Source organism: Phyllobacterium sp., assembly GCF_037994405.1.
GTDB lineage: Bacteria > Pseudomonadota > Alphaproteobacteria > Rhizobiales > Rhizobiaceae > Phyllobacterium.
On record NZ_JBBNAN010000510.1, the window covers coordinates 1 to 16,037 of the forward strand.

A 16,037-nucleotide genomic window follows, 5' to 3' on the forward strand; every position below is an offset into this window, starting at 1 on the left:
TCCTTGTCGTGTGCCTGCTTCGCAACAAGCTCTGGGCCTACCCGGCATCTCTATTCGTTCTGGGCCTTTTCATCATCTATCAGCTCTACCGTTATGCCTACACACAAAGCTTCGGCATGGTCGCCCTGACCGTCTTCGACATTTTCGTCATGGTGCTCATCTGGCACGAATATCAACTGATCCTCAAACATGCGAGCGGGAGTCGATTTCATCCTTGAACTGCGGGGCCGATTGGGGATTCTCATCATCGGAATCAGGATATCCGCTGAATTGTAGTGGAACCCGCTGTGACCCATCCCGAAAAGATATTAAAATACAATCTTTGGTTGCAAAGATTAGCTACTCAATAATCCGACGCCCGTTCAACGCAATTTTATGTAATATTTCAAATTCTGAAATAAATTTTTTCCAGTTCTAATTCATATAACCAAAAGTCTTAATTTACAATGCGGAATGTATATTAAAATTAGCCGCCGTAATACACAATTTAATAAATTGTTATTATAGAATGCCACATTTATATTCTTAGTTTGGGGAGCCATGTCCTGTGCACTGCACGATGACAAGGCATCGATCGCCGGAGCATTCCGGCAGTTGTAAACACAGAGCAAGACAGAAGGAGAAGCAGATGGCTACTCTAGAAGGTGGCGCCTATGACGACGTGTTGTTTGGCTCCCGCTTTGACGATTTCATCCACGCCCAAGGTGGTGACGACGTGGTCTTCGGTGGTAAGGGAGACGACTCGCTGTTTGGTGATGATGGCAATGACCTGTTGTTGGGCGAAAAGGGCAATGATGCCCTCTCCGGCGGCAACGGAGCCGACATTCTCTATGGTGAGCACGGCGCTGATACCCTCAACGGCGACGCCGGTGACGATGTGCTCCTAGGCGGTGCCGGGAAGGACACGCTCTCGGGCGGCGAAGGCAATGACACGCTTGTTGGCGGTGCCGGTGCTGATACCCTCTCGGGCGGCGCAGGCGACGACGTGTTCGTGTTCAATGGCGGCGGCGGCAGTGACGTCGTGCTTGACTTTACCCCTGGTGAAGACATCCTCCAAATCTCCAGCGGCATCAATGGTCAGGATATTCAGTCGCCTGATGACCTGGCTTCCCGTGTTACTCAGGTCGGCAATGACACCGTCGTCGACCTTGGCCACGGTGATTCCGTAACGCTGGTGAATACCAGCTCCGACGATGTCCAGGCTCATCCGGACAACTACTTCACCGTGCATTGATCAAAAAACGGCGTGCCCTGCCCTTCTACGGCGGGGCACGTTTTTGAAGCCCCATCCAGCTGCTGTGCCGGTGGAAGAATCGCCGGGTAAGATCATCGGTGCCATACTGCTGGAATACACGCCGCTTTTACAAGAAGCGCAACGCCTTCAAACCCCCTTGTCAGGCACTTGCCCGTGCCACTTGATTGGCGGACATTGACGACCATATTACGGTTACAATCCGTCTATCATGCGTGATTGCGAGACGCCCCCGGTTGCGACCGCGCCACCTCCCCTTTTGGAACATGGCCAGCTGTTCTCCGCACGTCTGGTGTCACCAAAGCGTGCGAAGGGCTATCCAATGGGCTTCATAGACAAACAAATCCTGCCGGAAGATGACGCTGATCTCATCGACGCTTATTCGCGGACGGTCGCCGATGCTGTCGATCGCGTCGGGCCAGCGGTCAGCCATATTGAGCGACTCGGAGGGCGCGGAGGTCACGGCTCGGGATTTGCCATCTCGCCCGATGGCCTGATCATCACGAACAACCATGTTGTAGAAGCTGCGCAAGCGGTGCGCATAAGGACCCCTGACGGAATCACCTGTGAAGGGCGCGTCGTGGGGCGGGATGCGGATACGGATATCGCCGTAATACGTGCGGAAACAAGCCTTGCGGCTTGGGCAGAGCTGGGGGATTCGAAGCGCCTGAAACGCGGTCGTGTTGCAATTGCCATCGGCAATCCGCTCGGATTCGAGTGGACGGTGACAGCAGGAGTAATCTCTGCCCTCGGCAGATCCGTACGGGCTGCAAACGGGCGAATGATAGACGATGTCATCCAGACGGACGCTGCACTCAATCCCGGCAATTCCGGCGGTCCGCTCGTATCGTCGGCAGGTGAGGTCGTTGGCGTTAACACTGCAGTTATTCAGGGTGCGCAAGGCATCGCCTTTGCCGTTTCCGCCAATACCGCCAACTTCGTTGTTTCCGAAATCCTGCGTTTTGGCCGCGTCCGTCGCGCATTTATCGGCGTTTCGGCCGATACTGTCGCACTGCCGCGTCGTGTCGCGCTGCATGCTGGCTTGCAGGGAGATAGCTCGGTGCGGCTGCGTCGCGTAGATCCCGGTAGCCCGGCAGATCTTGGAGGCCTTCGAGCCGGAGATCTCATTCTGGCGATCGATACTCGCCCGGTCGCCGGTGTGGATGATTTGGTGCGCCTTCTCGATGCTGACCGGATAGCGCGCGAATCCGCGTTTCTGATTTTTAATCTACAGGGTGCTATCGAGACGAAAAGAGTGCTACCGATCGCGCGTCCTGCTTAGGGGCCTGGCGCCAATGAGCACGTGTTTCGATTCGGTCTGTAGATGCCTGGGTCATGCAGACCCGATGACTATGATGGAGCGTTGCAATGTCGTCATTATTGAACGCAACCTTTGATGCCTCTGATGAAGGCATCTGGCCAACGAGAAGAAGAAAAATACTCGATTGGTTGGTAACAGAAACCCGGCACGAACGCTTTATCGACAACATACTGGTGGAGATGTGCATAAGGCTCTTGGACGCCGGCGTGCCTGTCACCCGGGCCTCCCTTCATTTCAGAACGAATCATCCTCAATGGATTGGTGCCCGGATCCTGTGGCGGAAAGGATTGGCGGAAGCGGAGATACGCACCTTCGACTACGGCGTTGAAGAAACCGACCAGTATTTGAACAGCCCGTTACACGAAATCAACAGTGGAGCATCGGTGGTCCGGCGACGGCTTGATGAGGATGGCCCGCAATACCCGCTTTATGACGAATTGCGGGCCGACGGCTATACCGATTACATTGCCTGGCCGCTCGATCATACCCTTGACAAGCGACACGTCGTCACCTTCGCAACTGACAGGACCGGCGGCTTCAGCGAAGACCACATAACAATCCTCGCTGACCTCCTCCCGGCACTGGCGCTCGTCAGCGAGATCAGATTGAAGAACCGCCTCGCTCGCACGCTGTTGGAAACCTATGTCGGGCCCCATGCGAGTGAGCAGATCCTCGCGGGCGCCACCACCCGCGGCAGTGGCGTCACAGTCGGCGCTGGCATCCTGATCTGTGATCTGCGTAATTTCACAGCAATATCGGACCTGTGGCCCCGGGATGACGTCATCGAACTGTTGAACGGCTATTTCGACGCGATGTCAGGACCAATCGAGAAACACGGTGGGGAAATTCTGAAATTCATGGGGGACGGGCTTCTGGCGATTTTTCCTCTCACCGATCCAATGGCCTGCGCCAATCTGCTGCGGGCGATCAGCGAAGCGCAGACCGCAGTGGCAGAGCTCAATCATGAAAACATCCAAAAGGGACGCGATCCACTTGGTTACGGCATTGGGGTCCACGTGGGCGATGTGATGTATGGAAACATCGGTTCGCGAAAGCGTCTCGACTTCACTGTGATAGGACCGGCGGTCAATGTTGCCTCGCGGCTTGAGAGCTTGACCAAGGAAATCAAACGTCCCGTTCTCCTGTCCAAGGCGTTCGTAGAGATGGCAGGGTGCAAATCCAAGCTTGAGAATCTCGGCTTGTTCCCGTTGAGGGGTGTCGGCGAACCAATCGACGTGTACGCATTTTCCGGCGACTGTATTTCGCCGGATTAGTACGGACCTTGTTCACGAGGACCCTTGGGCTGCTACGTATAGATCGGGCTTCCTTAGCTTACGATCGGCACGCGGCGATATTCGATCTGCCGTACTGAGAATCCGGGACAACCACAAGTTTGCCGACAAAGCCCTTCGCCATGAAATCGGTTTGCGCCTTGTGGAATTCCGAGAGGCGGTAGACACCTCCGACAAGTGGCTTGATCTTGCCTTCCTTTATGTAGCGAAGGATGCGACGGAAATCGCCTCTGGTGCCCTGCGACGAACCATGCAAGGCGAGCTGCTTGAGATACATAGTGCGCAGGTCGAGTTGCACGACCGGGCCGCCAATCGCACCGGCCGTGGTGTAGCGACCCTCGGCACGCAAAATGCGCAACAGGTCATTGAACATCGCGCCGCCTACGAGATCGGCAACGACATCGATCGGCTTGCCGCCGGTCGCACGGTTGACCGCCGCGACGAGGTCTCCTGTTCCCCGAGTGATTACGGCCTGCGCGCCAATATCCATGAGCGCCTGCTCCTTGCCGGGAGCAACAAGCGCGTAGGGAATGGCACCCCGCGCCCGGGCCAACTGGACAATGCCAGATCCGACACCGCCCGACGCACCAGTCACGAGAATGCGCTCACCGGCTTTAAGACCAGCGCGTTCTAGCATCTGTTCACCGGTGAGATAGGCACAGCAAAACGTGGCAAGCTCGACATCGCTCATCCCGGTGTCAACGAGGTGAGCGTTTTCAGCAGGAACCGTTACATATTCTGCATAACCGCCATCGCGGCCGTGGCCGATGTAATCGATGTCGGCCAGGCTGTCGTCATCGCGATTATAGATGGAGAAGTCCACCATCACACGCTGGCCGATGCATTCCTGCGACACACCTTCCCCTACAGCGGCGATGTTGCCGACAATGTCCGTTCCCTGAATGCGTGGAAAGGTCAGCGTGGGCTCCTGGCGCCGCCAGGTCGAAACGGCGCCTGCGTCTTCCTCCGTTCCATAGGCACCCTCGCGCACCCAGACATCCGTATTGTTCATGCCGCAGGCGGTGACTGCTATCAGCACTTCACCGGCTGCCGGTACGGGGACGGGGACGTTTTTGCTGTAGACGAGCTTGTCGAGACCGCCATGGCCGACCAGTTGAACCGCAGTCATGGTCTTTGGAAACTTCTCATGCATCATGGTCATCGCCTCAGAGTGTGCTGGCGACCGTTTTAACGGCATCGGTCGCGGCCTTAACGACGATATCTGCCTCGTCGCGTGTCAGACACAGTGGCGGTGCAAAACCGAGAATGTCGCCCTGCGGCATCGCCCGGCCAATCACACCACGTTCCGCCAATGCGGTCGCGATACGGGGCCCGACTTTCAATGCCGGATCGAAGAATTTGCGATCGTCCTTGTCAGCAACAAATTCGACAGCTGCCAGCATTCCGTCGCCGCGGACATCGCCGACGATCGGATGATCCGCAAGCGCCTGGGTCAGCTGTCCCCGGAAATATGCACCGGTTTGACCGGCATTGGTCACGAGATCGAGCTTGTCGATCAGCTCCAGATTGGCAACACCGGCGGCTGCGCAGATTGGATGCGCCGAATAGGTCCACCCATGGCCGAGCGCGCCGAGCATGTCGGAGCCCTTCACCAGCACCTGCCATACCTTATCCGAAACGATCACACCTGAAAGCGGCGCATAGGCGGAGGTCAAACCCTTGGCGATGGTGATCAGATCCGGCTTGATCCCATAGTGATCCGAACCGAACATGGTGCCGAGACGGCCAAACCCGGTAACGACCTCATCCACAATGAGCAGGATGTCATACTTGTTGAGGACGGTCTGGATCTTCTGCCAGTATTGTGACGGCGGCGGAACAATGCCGCCCGTACCAAGGATCGGCTCGCCGATGAAGGCGGCAATCGTCTCCGGACCTTCGTCCAGGATCATCTCTTCGAGTTTGTCGGCACAATGTTGCGAGAATTGCTCCTCGCTCATCGCGCGGTCTTCACGGCGGAAATAAAAGGGTGCTTCGGTGTGCAGGATCGGGGCACGCGGCAGATCGAAGGCGTTGTGGAACAGTTCGAGGCCAGTCAGGCTGCCGGTCATGACGCCCGATCCATGGTAGCCGCGCCAGCGCGAGATGATCTTCTTCTTCTCCGGACGCCCAAGCACATTGTTGTAATACCAGATGAGCTTGATATTGGTCTCGTTCGCATCGGATCCGGACAGCCCGAAGTAGACACGGGTCATGCCCTGTGGCGCGCGGTCGATGATCATCTTGGCCAGTGTGATCGAGGCATCCGTGCCATGCCCGACATAGGCATGGTAATAGGCAAGTTCCTTGGCTTGCCTTGCAATCGCATCGGCAATTTCCTGCCTGCCATAACCGACATTGACACAATAGAGCCCCGCGAACGCATCGATGCTGGTCCGCCCCGTGCTGTCGGTGATGTGAACGCCCTCGCCGCCCTTAATGACCCGTGTCGGTGTTTCGCCGCGCGCATGGGTGCCCATGTGCGTCGAAGGGTGAAAAAAGTGATCCCGGTCCCAGGCGTTCAGTTCGTTCGAGCGGTCAAGCATGATGAATCCTTGTTCTTAGTCAAAATTACTGGGTGTCGATGCAAAGATATTTGAGTTCGGTGAACGCCTCGATCCCGTGGCGCGAGCCCTCCCGGCCAAGACCGGATTGCTTGATGCCGCCAAACGGAATCGGCGCACCGGTGATCTTGACGCGGTTTATCGCAACCATGCCGTATTCGAGTTTGCGGCCAAGGCGCAGCATGCGCGCGCCATCCTTGGTGACGGCATAGGCAACGAGGCCGTACTCGGTATTGTTGGCGCGTGCGACAATTTCATCCTCGGTATCGAATGTGCTGATCGCCGCCACCGGACCGAAGGTTTCCTCGCGCATGATCAGCGCATCGTCCGGGACATTGGTCAGAAGTGTTGGCTCATAAAACAGTTCCCCCGCCCCGTGACGCCTGCCGCCGACAACGCAGCGCGCCCCGCGCTTCACGGCATCAGCAACCTGCTCCTCGACCTTCCTCACCGCACGCTCATGCATCAAGGGACCGATATCGGCATCGCAAGTCAGTCCAGAGGCGACCTTGAGGTCTGCTAATCTCCTGGCAAAAGCCGCAGAAAAGTCATCGTGAATCGGGCGTTCAACATAGATTCGATTGGCAGCGAGACAATCCTGGCCTGACGTTGCGAATTTGGCATTGATGGCGATGTCCACGGCGCGGTCGATGTCGGCATCCGCAAAGATGATCAGCGGGGCATGGCCGCCGAGTTCCATGATCAGATTTTTCATAGTCGGCGCACACTGCGCGGCAATCAACCGGCCAATTTCAGTTGATCCTGTAAAGCTCAGCGCCCGAACGCGTGCATCTTCGCAAAGGCGTCCGACAATGGTCGCGGCATCGCCGGTGACAATATTGAAAACCCCCGCCGGAATTCCCGCGCGATCGGCAAGTTCGGCCAATGCCAATGCGGAGAGCGGCGTTTCCGACGATGGATGAGCGACGATCGTGCAGCCTGCCGCCAAAGCCGCCGCGGCTTTGCGTGTCAGCATTGCCGACGGAAAATTCCAGGGGGTTACAATACCAACGACCCCTAACGCCTCACGCCGGACCATCATCTCGGCGCCCGGAAGATGACTGGTTACGCCTTCGGCATTGAGACGCTTGGCTTCTTCCGCATACCACTCGACAAAGGAGGCGGCATAGTCGATTTCGCCCCGCGATTCTTTGAGCGGCTTGCCCTGCTCGAGCGTCATGATTAGCGCCAGGTCTTCCTTAGCCTCAAGGATCAGCTCATACCAGCGCCGCAGCTTGGCCGTGCGCTCCTGAGGCAAGAGATCCCGCCACAAAGGGACGGCTTTGGCCGCAGCATCGATCGCAAGGGCCGTCTGTTCGCAGTTGAGCTTTGACACCCAGCCAATCGCCGCGCCGGATGCCGGATCGTTGACCTCGAACGTCTGGCCAGCGTCGGCGGCGGTCCAATGCCCATCGATGTAGGCGAGTTCGCGCAGCATGCGACGGTCTTGCAGCCCCTCGAGGGCCGGATGGCGGTCTGGTCGTGCGAAATGGGCGGACATGCAGCTCTCCCGAAAAATACTCGGTCACAAGCCTCGCATGAACCAAAGGAGAGAGAGGCTGTTTCCTGGTGTTATCGAAGAGAGATTATCTTCATCAACATTGATATGGAGAGAAATAGACTAGATCGGCTCGGCCGCCGTTATGAGGTCCGCGACGGGAAGCACCGTGTCATCCTTGACCGTTTTGGTAACGATATAGGTGAAATAGCGGTCGATGCCGATTTCGCGCTGCAGCAGGCTGTCGACCAGACGCTGATAGGAATCGATGTCGCGCGCCATGACCTTCAATACATAATCCACGCCGCCACCGACCGACCAGCAGGCCACAACCTCCGGGATCGTCTTGATCGCCCGTTCAAAGCGATCGAAATCCGCCTGGCGATGGGCCCCAAGCGTTACTTCCATTAGCACAGTGGTTACGGGCGTGACCAATCGCAAGGCAAGTCGGGCGTGATAACCGGTAATAATGCCCGCCTTCTCCAGCCGCCGCAGCCGTGTCCAGCAGGGAGTTGGTGAAATTCCGACGCGTTCGGCCAGCGCAAGTTTGGTGATCCGGCCCTCACGCTGGATTTCGTCGAGGATGCGAATATCGATCGGATCGAGCTTTAGCGATGTCATGTCCTGCCCATTTTATGTCCAATAACCATGACGTTGTGATTTTTCGATTGTCAATTGCACTGACTTGGATCACTTATAAATCATGACATTATGGCGTCCAGATCCAACTACACTCCGCCGCCCGGCCTATCTGTCTCTGGCCGAACAGATTGCACGTGCAATTGCCGATGGCAAACTCGAAAGCGGCGCCCGTCTCCAGACCCATCGGCAGATGGCAGATGAACTGCGCCTCTCGGTCCAGACCGTCAGCCGCGCCTATGAGGAACTCATCCGCCGCAATCTGATTTCCGGCGAAACCGGGCGCGGTACCTTCGTGCGTTCACTTCGGCGCGAGCCGGATCCACCCTACCTGCCCGAGAGACTTGGCGAAGTCATTGATCTGTCGATCCTCAAACCGATCTGCGAGCCGATGCACCTGGAGCGCATGAAGAAGGCGCTTGGCTGGCTGGCGGAAAATCTGCCGGCAAGCTCGGCACTTTCCTTCCGCCCCAATGTCGTTTTTCCGCGTCATCGCGCCGTCGCCGTCGAGTGGCTGCGCACCTGTGGGCTTAATGTGCCCGGCTCGAACATCAGCCTCACCAATGGCGCGACAGCAGCAATGACGGTTGCGCTGATGAGTGCCGCGCCACCCGGATCGAAAGTCGCGACTGAGGGCATTGGCCATCATACGTTGACGCCTCTTGCATCCTATCTCGGCCTGACTTTAGAAGGCCTCGCGATCGACGATCAGGGCATCATTCCGCAAGCCCTGGACGAATGCTGCCGCGAACATGGAATTCGCGCGGTTTTCGTGCAGCCATCCGTGATCAACCCAACCGCCACGCTTATGGGACTGGAGCGGCGCGCGGCGATCGTCGAAGTCGCGCGTCGGCACGACATTGCCATCATCGAAAGCGATGTGCTCGGTCCGCTCGTCGAGGACCGTCCCACTCCGATTGCGGCCCTCGCACCGGAACGCACCCTTTATTTCACCAGCTTTACCAAGATCGTGGTACCCGGACTGCGCATTGGCTACCTGGTCGCGCCGGATCGCTACGTCGCTGCGGTCGCCAATCGCCATCTCGTTTCGAACTGGATGGCAACGCCGATCATCGCCGAGATCGCAACCCGCTGGGTCTCGGACGGGACTGCAGTTGAACTTGTCAATTGGCAGCGGGAAGCGTTGCGAACTAGACACGCCACGGCATCGGAAGTTCTGGCCGGCATTCCATTTCTCTCCCATCCCCAGAGCCTCCATATCTGGTTGCCATTGACCGCAGAACGTACTGAAGAAGCCTTCGTCGCTCATGCGCGGCTGCAAGGCGTCGCAATAGCGCCCGGTGCATCATTCCGGATTTCACAAGAGCAATGGCATCCCGCCGTTCGTATCTCGCTCGGTTCGACAACTGAGGCCGAATTGCGCTCGGGACTTGGAATGGTGGCCAATCTGCTGCGTGGAGACCAGGAACATCTGTTGCTTGCGATTTAGCCGCCTCGCCTGAAATTTCAGCACGATCACCTATATTGTCATGATTTAATTTTTACAATTGACATGATTTGATAAGTCTCCCATCGTTATGCGCATGAGGCTGTCTCAACCAGGAGGAGACACGCATGCCCGCATTAAACGGCCCGCCGATCATCGAGATCAACGGCATCAGCAAGAGCTTCGGCGCGTTCAAGGTTTTGAACGATCTATCGTTCAGCGTTGCGCCCGGTGAGAAGCTGGCTCTTATTGGCCCGTCAGGGTCCGGTAAGACCACGATCCTGCGCATCCTGATGACATTGGAAGGCATCGACGGCGGCGATATCAGGGTCGATGGTGATCATCTCTACCAGATGCAACGCAACGGCAGGTTGCAGCCAGCTGACGAAGCGCATCTCCACAAGATGCGCGAGAAGATCGGTATGGTATTCCAGCTGTTCAACCTGTTTCCGCACAAATGCGTACTCGACAACGTTACCCTCGCCCCGATGCTGACCAAGGGTGTCGCGCGCAAGGATGCCGAGCGGCATGCGATGGAACTTCTTGACATGGTCGGGCTCGCCGATAAGTCGAAATCCATGCCCTCCCAATTGTCCGGGGGCCAGAAGCAACGCGTCGCTATTGCGCGGGCCCTTGCTCTCAAGCCGAAGATCATGCTTTTCGATGAAGTCACGTCAGCACTCGATCCTGAGCTCGTAGAGGAAGTGCTGAATGTCCTTTGGAAGCTTTGCCGCGAGACGGACATGACAATGCTTCTTGTCACCCATGAAATGGGCTTTGCCCATGATTTCGCCGACCGCGTCCTGTTCTTCGACCGCGGACGTATCGTCGAGGACGGCAAGCCGGACGAAATATTCAGACATCCGAAGCAGGAAAGGACACAGGCCTTCCTGAAAAAGATCATCGCCGCCGGTCTTCGTGTCTGAAGCCACGACCGCTGGCGAGTTGGGACACAAGAAAACCAAAGGAGCTGGGAACATGATTGAACGAAAAGCAATAAGCGCATTTTTGGGGGCAGCCGCACTTTCGGCATTGGTATCGTCCATGCCGGCCAAGGCCGACGAAGCACTGGATAAGTTGAAGGCGCAGGGCTTTGCCCGCATCGCCATTGCCAATGAACCACCATTTACAGCCGTGAAGGCAGACGGCACCGTTTCTGGCGCTGCACCGGACGTAGCGCGGGCCGTCTTCAAGAAGCTCGGCGTCAATGACGTCGTCGCGTCGATTTCGGAATATGGCGCGATGATCCCCGGTCTTCAGGCGGGCCGCCATGATGTTGTAACCGCCGGTCTGTTCATGAAGCCGGAACGCTGCGCAGCCGTTTCCTATTCCGAACCGATCCTTTGCGACGCGGAAGCATTCCTGGTGAAGAAGGGCAATCCGAAAGGGTTCAAGAGCTATGCCGACATCGCCAAGGACGCAAAGGCCACAATCGGCGCACCAGGCGGCGGTACTGAAGAACGCCTGGCGCTCGAAGCAGGTGTACCCCGCGATCGTGTCATCGTCGTTCCGGACGGCCAGAGCGGTCTGAAGATGCTGCAGGATGGCCGCATCGACACCTATTCGCTGCCGGTCCTGTCGATCAACGATCTCGTCAAGAAAGCCAATGACCCGAACCTTGAGGTGATTGCTCCGGTCCAGGGTGCTCCGGTCTATTGTGACGGCGCAGCGTTCCGCAAGGGCGACACGGCGCTTCGCGACGAGTTCGACAAGGTTCTGGCCGAGATGAAGAAGTCGGGTGAATTCGCTAAGATCGTGGAGCCCTATGGATTTTCGGCACAGGCGGCAATGTCGACCACACGCGAAAAGCTCTGCGCGGCCAAGTAACCGCGTGGCTTGCGACCGCTCCGCCTGATCGCGGAGCGGTCTCCCGGTAGTTCCAGCAAAGAGGCGGCAAGTCGATGGGCCAATGGGCCGGCTATCTGCAACTCATTCTCGACGGCGCGATTGTCACCATCCAGCTGACGCTGATGGGCTCGGCACTCGCGCTTGTCATGGCATTCCTCGCGGGTCTCGGGCGGTTGTCTCGCTACGCGCCAGTGCGCTGGCTCGCAACCGCTTACATCGAGTTTTTCCGCGGTACTTCGATCTTCGTGCAACTGTTCTGGGCCTATTTCGTCCTGCCCCTGTTCGGGTTGTCGCTGACCCCGTTGCAGGCGGGCGTTCTCGCACTTGGTCTCAATGTCGGCGCCTATGCCGCTGAAGTGGTGCGCGGCGCCATCAAGTCGATCGGCAAGGAACAGTACGAGGCATGCACCGCGCTCAACCTCAATAGCTGGCAAAAACTTCGCTATATCATTCTGCCCCAGGCTTTCGTGCTGATGCTGCCAACCTTCGGCAATAACGCAATCGAATTGCTGAAAGGTTCGGCCGTGGTCTCGCTTATCTCACTCGCCGACATGACGTTTCAGGCTCAAGTGGTTCGCGCGCAAACCGGCAGTACGCTCTTTCCGTTTTTGACCATTCTTGTGCTCTATTTTGCCATCGCCTGCGTCATTTCCTTCGCCATACGCGGCCTCGAGCGTCATCTGACGCGCGGCCTTGACGGTATCAGGTCATAGGAGGCGGCAATGGAATGGGATTGGGCCTTCGTCATTCAAATTCTTCCGACCCTTCTCGAGGGTGTGAAGATCACTATTCTTGCGACCCTGCTTGGTTCGATCGTTGCTGCCATAATAGGGCTCGTCATCGCCATTGTCCGGCGATCAAAGAACCGGCTGATATCGGTGCCCATGGGTTTCATCGCCGAGTTCATTCGCGGCACGCCGCTGCTCGTCCAGCTCTATTTCATCTTCTACGTGCTGCCGGATCTCGGAATTACCCTTTCGCCGCTCGTGGCGGGCGTGATCGGTCTTGGCTTGCACTACGGGACCTATACGGCAGAAGTCTATCGCGCCGGTATCGACAATGTTGCTCGGGGCCAGTGGGAAGCGGCCAAGGCCTGCAATCTCAGTTCCATGCAAACCTGGACGCAGATCATCTTGCCGCAGGCTCTGCCGCCTATGATCCCTGCTCTCGCCAACTACTTCATCGCCATGTTCAAGGAAACTCCGCTTCTGTCGGCAATCACCGTACTTGAACTGATGAACCAGGCGCGCAGTATTGCCAATTACAACTACCGCTACATTGAACCAATCACCCTGGTTGGCGCATTTTTCCTGATCATCAGTCTGATTTCGGTGGTCGGATTGCGCTGGCTTGAACGCCGCTATGGCAGGATTGATTGAGGAGCATGATCATGGATGTCTTTCCGACGATCCGGCAAACCGGAATGCCGCTTGATTTCGACGATCGCCCGCTCGCAAAGCGTGTCGGCCTCGTCATTCTCGCAACAGATCATACGACAGAGCCGGACTTCCAGCGCATGGTCGCCAGCGACCGTATCGGCCTCTATACGGCGCGCATTCCCTACGCCAATCCGACAACCCCGGACAATCTTCGGCGCATGCAGCCTTCGCTCACCGAAGGTGCGCGACTGATCCTTCCGGACGAAGATCTGGACGTGATCTGCTACTCCTGTACCTCTGCCTCCGTCGTCATTGGCGATGACGACATCGAAGCTGCGATCAACCGCGCCAAGCCGGGGATTCCCGTCGTGACGCCCCCGTTGGCCACAGTCAGGGGATTGCAGGCGGTCGGGGCACGCCGTATCAGCATACTTACGCCCTATACGATCGAAACCAGCACGCCGATGGCCCAGTATTTCGCCGCCAAGGGCTTCGAAATCGCCAGCTTCACCTGCTTTGGCCTTGAGGATGACCGCGAGATGGCGCGGATCAATCCGCAGTCGTTGATATGCGCAGCCCGCGAGGCAACCGCCAAAGACGCGGATGCGCTGTTTATTTCCTGTACAGCGGTGCGCGCCGCCGGTGTCGCTCACGCGATCGAGCAGGCAATCGACAAGCCGGTCGTCAGCAGCAACCTGGCAACAGCATGGGCAACGCTTCGCATTTGTGACGACAACGCCCCTCGTCCGGAACTGGGCAGACTGATGGCGCAGCCCATGGCGGGTTGGTAAGCCATGACTCACCAACTTGTAACGCTTGCCGATATTGAGAGAGCAAGCCTCACCCTCGAAGGCAAGGTCGCGCGCACACCGGCCGTCCAGTCGATTTCCCTGTCGGAAAAAATGCGGATGCCGGTGATTCTCAAGCTGGAACACCGCCAAACCACGGGTAGTTTCAAGCTGCGCGGCGCAACCAATGCCCTCGGCAACCTGACTGCGATGGAAAAGCAGCGTGGTGTGGTGGCCGCGTCGACCGGCAATCACGGCCGCGCGCTTGCCTATGCTGCACGGCTTGAGGGCATCCGGGCGGTGGTCTGCATGTCGTGCCTGGTTCCACAGAACAAGGTCGAGGAAATTCGCCGTCTCGGTGCCGAGATTCGCATCATCGGCAGATCGCAGGATGACGCACAAGAAGAGGTCGACCGGCTGGTTCGCAACGATGGGCTGACCATGGTGCCACCATTCGACAATGCCGCAATCATTGCCGGCCAGGGTACGCTTGGCCTTGAGATTGTCGAAGACCTGCCTGACGTCGACACCGTGCTCGTTCCGGTCTCGGGCGGAGGGCTGGCGTCAGGGGTTGCTGCGGCAGTCAAGGCAATGCGCCCTTCAACGAAGATCATCGGTGTTTCGATGAGCCGGGGTGCTGCGATGCGCGCCAGTCTCGATGCCGGAAAGCCGGTGCTCGTCGAGGAGAGCGAGAGCCTGGCCGACTCCCTTGGCGGAGGCATCGGGCTCGATAATCGCCTCACCTTCGCAATGGTTCGCGATCTTCTCGACGATATGATCCTGCTTTCTGAAGCGGAAATCGCGGCAGGCATGTCTCACGCCTATGCAAAGGAGCGCGAGATTATCGAGGGAGCCGCTGCGGTCGGCATCGGCGCCCTGCTTGCCGGCAAAGTGCAGGCGAAAGGGCCGATCGTCGTCATTCTTTCCGGCCGCAATGTGGATATGGATCAGCACCGGCACATTGTCTGCGCAACGGACCCGAGCGAAAGGACTGTGCCATGTCCCGCATGACGATCCTGACCGAAGCGGATTTGCGCAAGATCGTGTCGCTCGATCTCGACGCCGTCGCTTGTGTGGAGGCCGCCTTCGAAGCGCTTGCTACCAAGGCGGTGGCCATGCCCCCCATCCTGCGGCTCGACATTCCGGAATATCGCGGCGAAGTCGACGTGAAGACCGCCTATGTGCCAGGCATCGACGGCTTCGCGATCAAGATCAGTCCAGGTTTTTTCGACAACCCCAAGCTCGGCCTCCCGAGCGTAAATGGCATGATGGTTCTTTTGAGCAGCCGTACAGGGCTGGTCGAAGCCTTGCTGCTCGATAATGGCTATTTGACCGACGTGCGTACCGCTGCGGCCGGTGCCGTGGCAACTCGCCATTTGTCCCGGCCGGAATCGAGCGTCGCTACGATATTCGGAGCCGGCGTACAGGCGCGCCTGCAACTTGAAGCCCTAACACTCGTCCGTCCAATAACGCACGCACGCATTTGGGCTCGCGACATAGACAAGGCGCAGCGAGCCGCACGCGAACTGGCGCAAAAGCTCGGCATTGCCGTCAATGCAGTGAGCGACCCCAAAGAGGCAGTCCACGATGCGGATATCATCGTGACGACGACACCCTCGACAGAGCCAGTCCTTCAGCAAGGGTGGCTGGGACCGGGACAGCACATCACCGCCATGGGTTCGGACGCCGAGCACAAGCACGAGATTGATCCTGCCATTATCGCCAAGGCCGATCTCTACATCGCTGACAGCCTCAAACAGACACGCCGTCTCGGTGAACTGCATCACGCCATCGAGGCCGGGCTGGTGAATGCTGATACAGCATTCTCCGAACTCGGCGCCGTCATTGCTGGATCGGCACAAGGCAGGCCGTCACCAGAAGCGATCACCATTGCCGATCTGACGGGCACCGGCGTACAGGACACCGCCATTGCCACGCTCGCCCGCGACCGCGCCAGGCTGGCGAACGCCGGGACGAATTTTGAAAGTTGATACGGGTTTCGGCCCAAG

The 16,037-nt window shown here is 57.9% G+C and carries 16 protein-coding genes; 12 read left to right on the forward strand and 4 right to left on the reverse strand.

The window, feature by feature from the left end:
• The 4 genes from AAAC48_RS27930 to AAAC48_RS27945 form a co-directional block, all read left to right on the forward strand.
• Positions 1–218 (forward strand): DUF2127 domain-containing protein (locus AAAC48_RS27930; protein WP_340657317.1); only part of this gene is annotated, 218 nt, incomplete at its 5' end.
• Between the two features lie 410 nt (positions 219–628).
• Positions 629–1,234: a calcium-binding protein gene (locus tag AAAC48_RS27935; protein ID WP_340657318.1), complete on the forward strand. Its 606-nt coding sequence runs from the start codon at positions 629–631 to the stop codon at positions 1,232–1,234.
• Positions 1,235–1,574: 340 nt separating this feature from the next.
• Entirely contained in the window at positions 1,575–2,534 is a 960-nt protein-coding gene (locus AAAC48_RS27940; protein ID WP_340657319.1) for a trypsin-like peptidase domain-containing protein, read from the forward strand.
• 86 nt (positions 2,535–2,620) lie between these two features.
• Positions 2,621–3,847, forward strand: coding sequence for an adenylate/guanylate cyclase domain-containing protein (locus tag AAAC48_RS27945; RefSeq protein ID WP_340657320.1), 1,227 nt, complete (start codon positions 2,621–2,623; stop codon positions 3,845–3,847).
• A 58-nt stretch (positions 3,848–3,905) separates the two neighbouring features.
• Here AAAC48_RS27945 and AAAC48_RS27950 read toward each other — a convergent pair whose 3' ends face one another.
• The 4 genes from AAAC48_RS27950 to AAAC48_RS27965 all read right to left on the reverse strand — a co-directional run bounded on the left by AAAC48_RS27950 (position 3,906) and on the right by AAAC48_RS27965 (position 8,548).
• Positions 3,906–5,021, reverse strand: coding sequence for an alcohol dehydrogenase family protein (locus AAAC48_RS27950; RefSeq protein ID WP_340657321.1), 1,116 nt, complete (start codon positions 5,019–5,021; stop codon positions 3,906–3,908).
• A 10-nt stretch (positions 5,022–5,031) separates the two neighbouring features.
• Positions 5,032–6,411, reverse strand: a complete 1,380-nt coding sequence (locus tag AAAC48_RS27955) for an aspartate aminotransferase family protein (protein WP_340657323.1) — start codon at positions 6,409–6,411, stop codon at positions 5,032–5,034.
• A gap of 25 nt (positions 6,412–6,436) precedes the next feature.
• Positions 6,437–7,930 (reverse strand): NAD-dependent succinate-semialdehyde dehydrogenase, encoded by a 1,494-nt coding sequence (locus AAAC48_RS27960; protein WP_340657324.1) that lies wholly within the window; start codon positions 7,928–7,930, stop codon positions 6,437–6,439.
• Between the two features lie 120 nt (positions 7,931–8,050).
• Positions 8,051–8,548, reverse strand: coding sequence for an Lrp/AsnC family transcriptional regulator (locus AAAC48_RS27965; RefSeq protein ID WP_340657325.1), 498 nt, complete (start codon positions 8,546–8,548; stop codon positions 8,051–8,053).
• Positions 8,549–8,630: 82 nt separating this feature from the next.
• Between AAAC48_RS27965 and AAAC48_RS27970 the strand changes: the two genes are divergently transcribed.
• The 8 genes from AAAC48_RS27970 (at position 8,631) to eutC (ending at position 16,019) form a co-directional block, all read left to right on the forward strand.
• A complete protein-coding gene (locus tag AAAC48_RS27970) occupies positions 8,631–10,016 on the forward strand; it encodes a PLP-dependent aminotransferase family protein (protein WP_340657326.1) in 1,386 nt (461 codons plus the stop codon).
• A gap of 125 nt (positions 10,017–10,141) precedes the next feature.
• On the forward strand, positions 10,142–10,939 hold the full coding sequence (gene ehuA / locus AAAC48_RS27975; RefSeq protein WP_340657327.1) for an ectoine/hydroxyectoine ABC transporter ATP-binding protein EhuA: 798 nt from the start codon (positions 10,142–10,144) through the stop codon (positions 10,937–10,939).
• A 52-nt stretch (positions 10,940–10,991) separates the two neighbouring features.
• The gene (ehuB, locus tag AAAC48_RS27980) at positions 10,992–11,840 is read left to right on the forward strand and encodes an ectoine/hydroxyectoine ABC transporter substrate-binding protein EhuB (RefSeq protein ID WP_340657328.1); all 849 of its coding nucleotides are present in this window, start codon (positions 10,992–10,994) and stop codon (positions 11,838–11,840) included.
• Between the two features lie 74 nt (positions 11,841–11,914).
• On the forward strand, positions 11,915–12,574 hold the full coding sequence (gene ehuC / locus AAAC48_RS27985; protein WP_340657329.1) for an ectoine/hydroxyectoine ABC transporter permease subunit EhuC: 660 nt from the start codon (positions 11,915–11,917) through the stop codon (positions 12,572–12,574).
• Positions 12,575–12,583: 9 nt separating this feature from the next.
• Positions 12,584–13,240 carry an ectoine/hydroxyectoine ABC transporter permease subunit EhuD gene (gene ehuD, locus AAAC48_RS27990; RefSeq protein ID WP_340657330.1) on the forward strand — a complete coding sequence of 219 codons (657 nt, stop codon included), beginning with the start codon at positions 12,584–12,586 and terminating at the stop codon, positions 13,238–13,240.
• A gap of 11 nt (positions 13,241–13,251) precedes the next feature.
• Positions 13,252–14,031: an ectoine utilization protein EutA gene (eutA, locus tag AAAC48_RS27995; protein ID WP_340657331.1), complete on the forward strand. Its 780-nt coding sequence runs from the start codon at positions 13,252–13,254 to the stop codon at positions 14,029–14,031.
• 3 nt (positions 14,032–14,034) lie between these two features.
• Positions 14,035–15,039: a hydroxyectoine utilization dehydratase EutB gene (gene eutB / locus AAAC48_RS28000; protein WP_340657332.1), complete on the forward strand. Its 1,005-nt coding sequence runs from the start codon at positions 14,035–14,037 to the stop codon at positions 15,037–15,039.
• Positions 15,027–16,019, forward strand: coding sequence for an ectoine utilization protein EutC (eutC, locus tag AAAC48_RS28005; protein ID WP_340657333.1), 993 nt, complete (start codon positions 15,027–15,029; stop codon positions 16,017–16,019). Before eutB ends, eutC begins: the two co-directional genes overlap by 13 nt.
• Positions 16,020–16,037 lie beyond the last annotated feature (18 nt).

Coding starts and splice junctions, on each gene's coding strand:
- AAAC48_RS27935 (WP_340657318.1), top strand. CDS start 629: ATGGCTACTCTAGAAGGTGGCGCCTATGACGACGTGTTGTTTGGCTCC.
- AAAC48_RS27940 (WP_340657319.1), top strand. CDS start 1,575: ATGGGCTTCATAGACAAACAAATCCTGCCGGAAGATGACGCTGATCTC.
- AAAC48_RS27945 (WP_340657320.1), top strand. CDS start 2,621: ATGTCGTCATTATTGAACGCAACCTTTGATGCCTCTGATGAAGGCATC.
- AAAC48_RS27950 (WP_340657321.1), bottom strand. CDS start 5,021: ATGATGCATGAGAAGTTTCCAAAGACCATGACTGCGGTTCAACTGGTC.
- AAAC48_RS27955 (WP_340657323.1), bottom strand. CDS start 6,411: ATGCTTGACCGCTCGAACGAACTGAACGCCTGGGACCGGGATCACTTT.
- AAAC48_RS27960 (WP_340657324.1), bottom strand. CDS start 7,930: ATGTCCGCCCATTTCGCACGACCAGACCGCCATCCGGCCCTCGAGGGG.
- AAAC48_RS27965 (WP_340657325.1), bottom strand. CDS start 8,548: ATGACATCGCTAAAGCTCGATCCGATCGATATTCGCATCCTCGACGAA.
- AAAC48_RS27970 (WP_340657326.1), top strand. CDS start 8,631: ATGACATTATGGCGTCCAGATCCAACTACACTCCGCCGCCCGGCCTAT.
- ehuA (WP_340657327.1), top strand. CDS start 10,142: ATGCCCGCATTAAACGGCCCGCCGATCATCGAGATCAACGGCATCAGC.
- ehuB (WP_340657328.1), top strand. CDS start 10,992: ATGATTGAACGAAAAGCAATAAGCGCATTTTTGGGGGCAGCCGCACTT.
- ehuC (WP_340657329.1), top strand. CDS start 11,915: ATGGGCCAATGGGCCGGCTATCTGCAACTCATTCTCGACGGCGCGATT.
- ehuD (WP_340657330.1), top strand. CDS start 12,584: ATGGAATGGGATTGGGCCTTCGTCATTCAAATTCTTCCGACCCTTCTC.
- eutA (WP_340657331.1), top strand. CDS start 13,252: ATGGATGTCTTTCCGACGATCCGGCAAACCGGAATGCCGCTTGATTTC.
- eutB (WP_340657332.1), top strand. CDS start 14,035: ATGACTCACCAACTTGTAACGCTTGCCGATATTGAGAGAGCAAGCCTC.
- eutC (WP_340657333.1), top strand. CDS start 15,027: ATGTCCCGCATGACGATCCTGACCGAAGCGGATTTGCGCAAGATCGTG.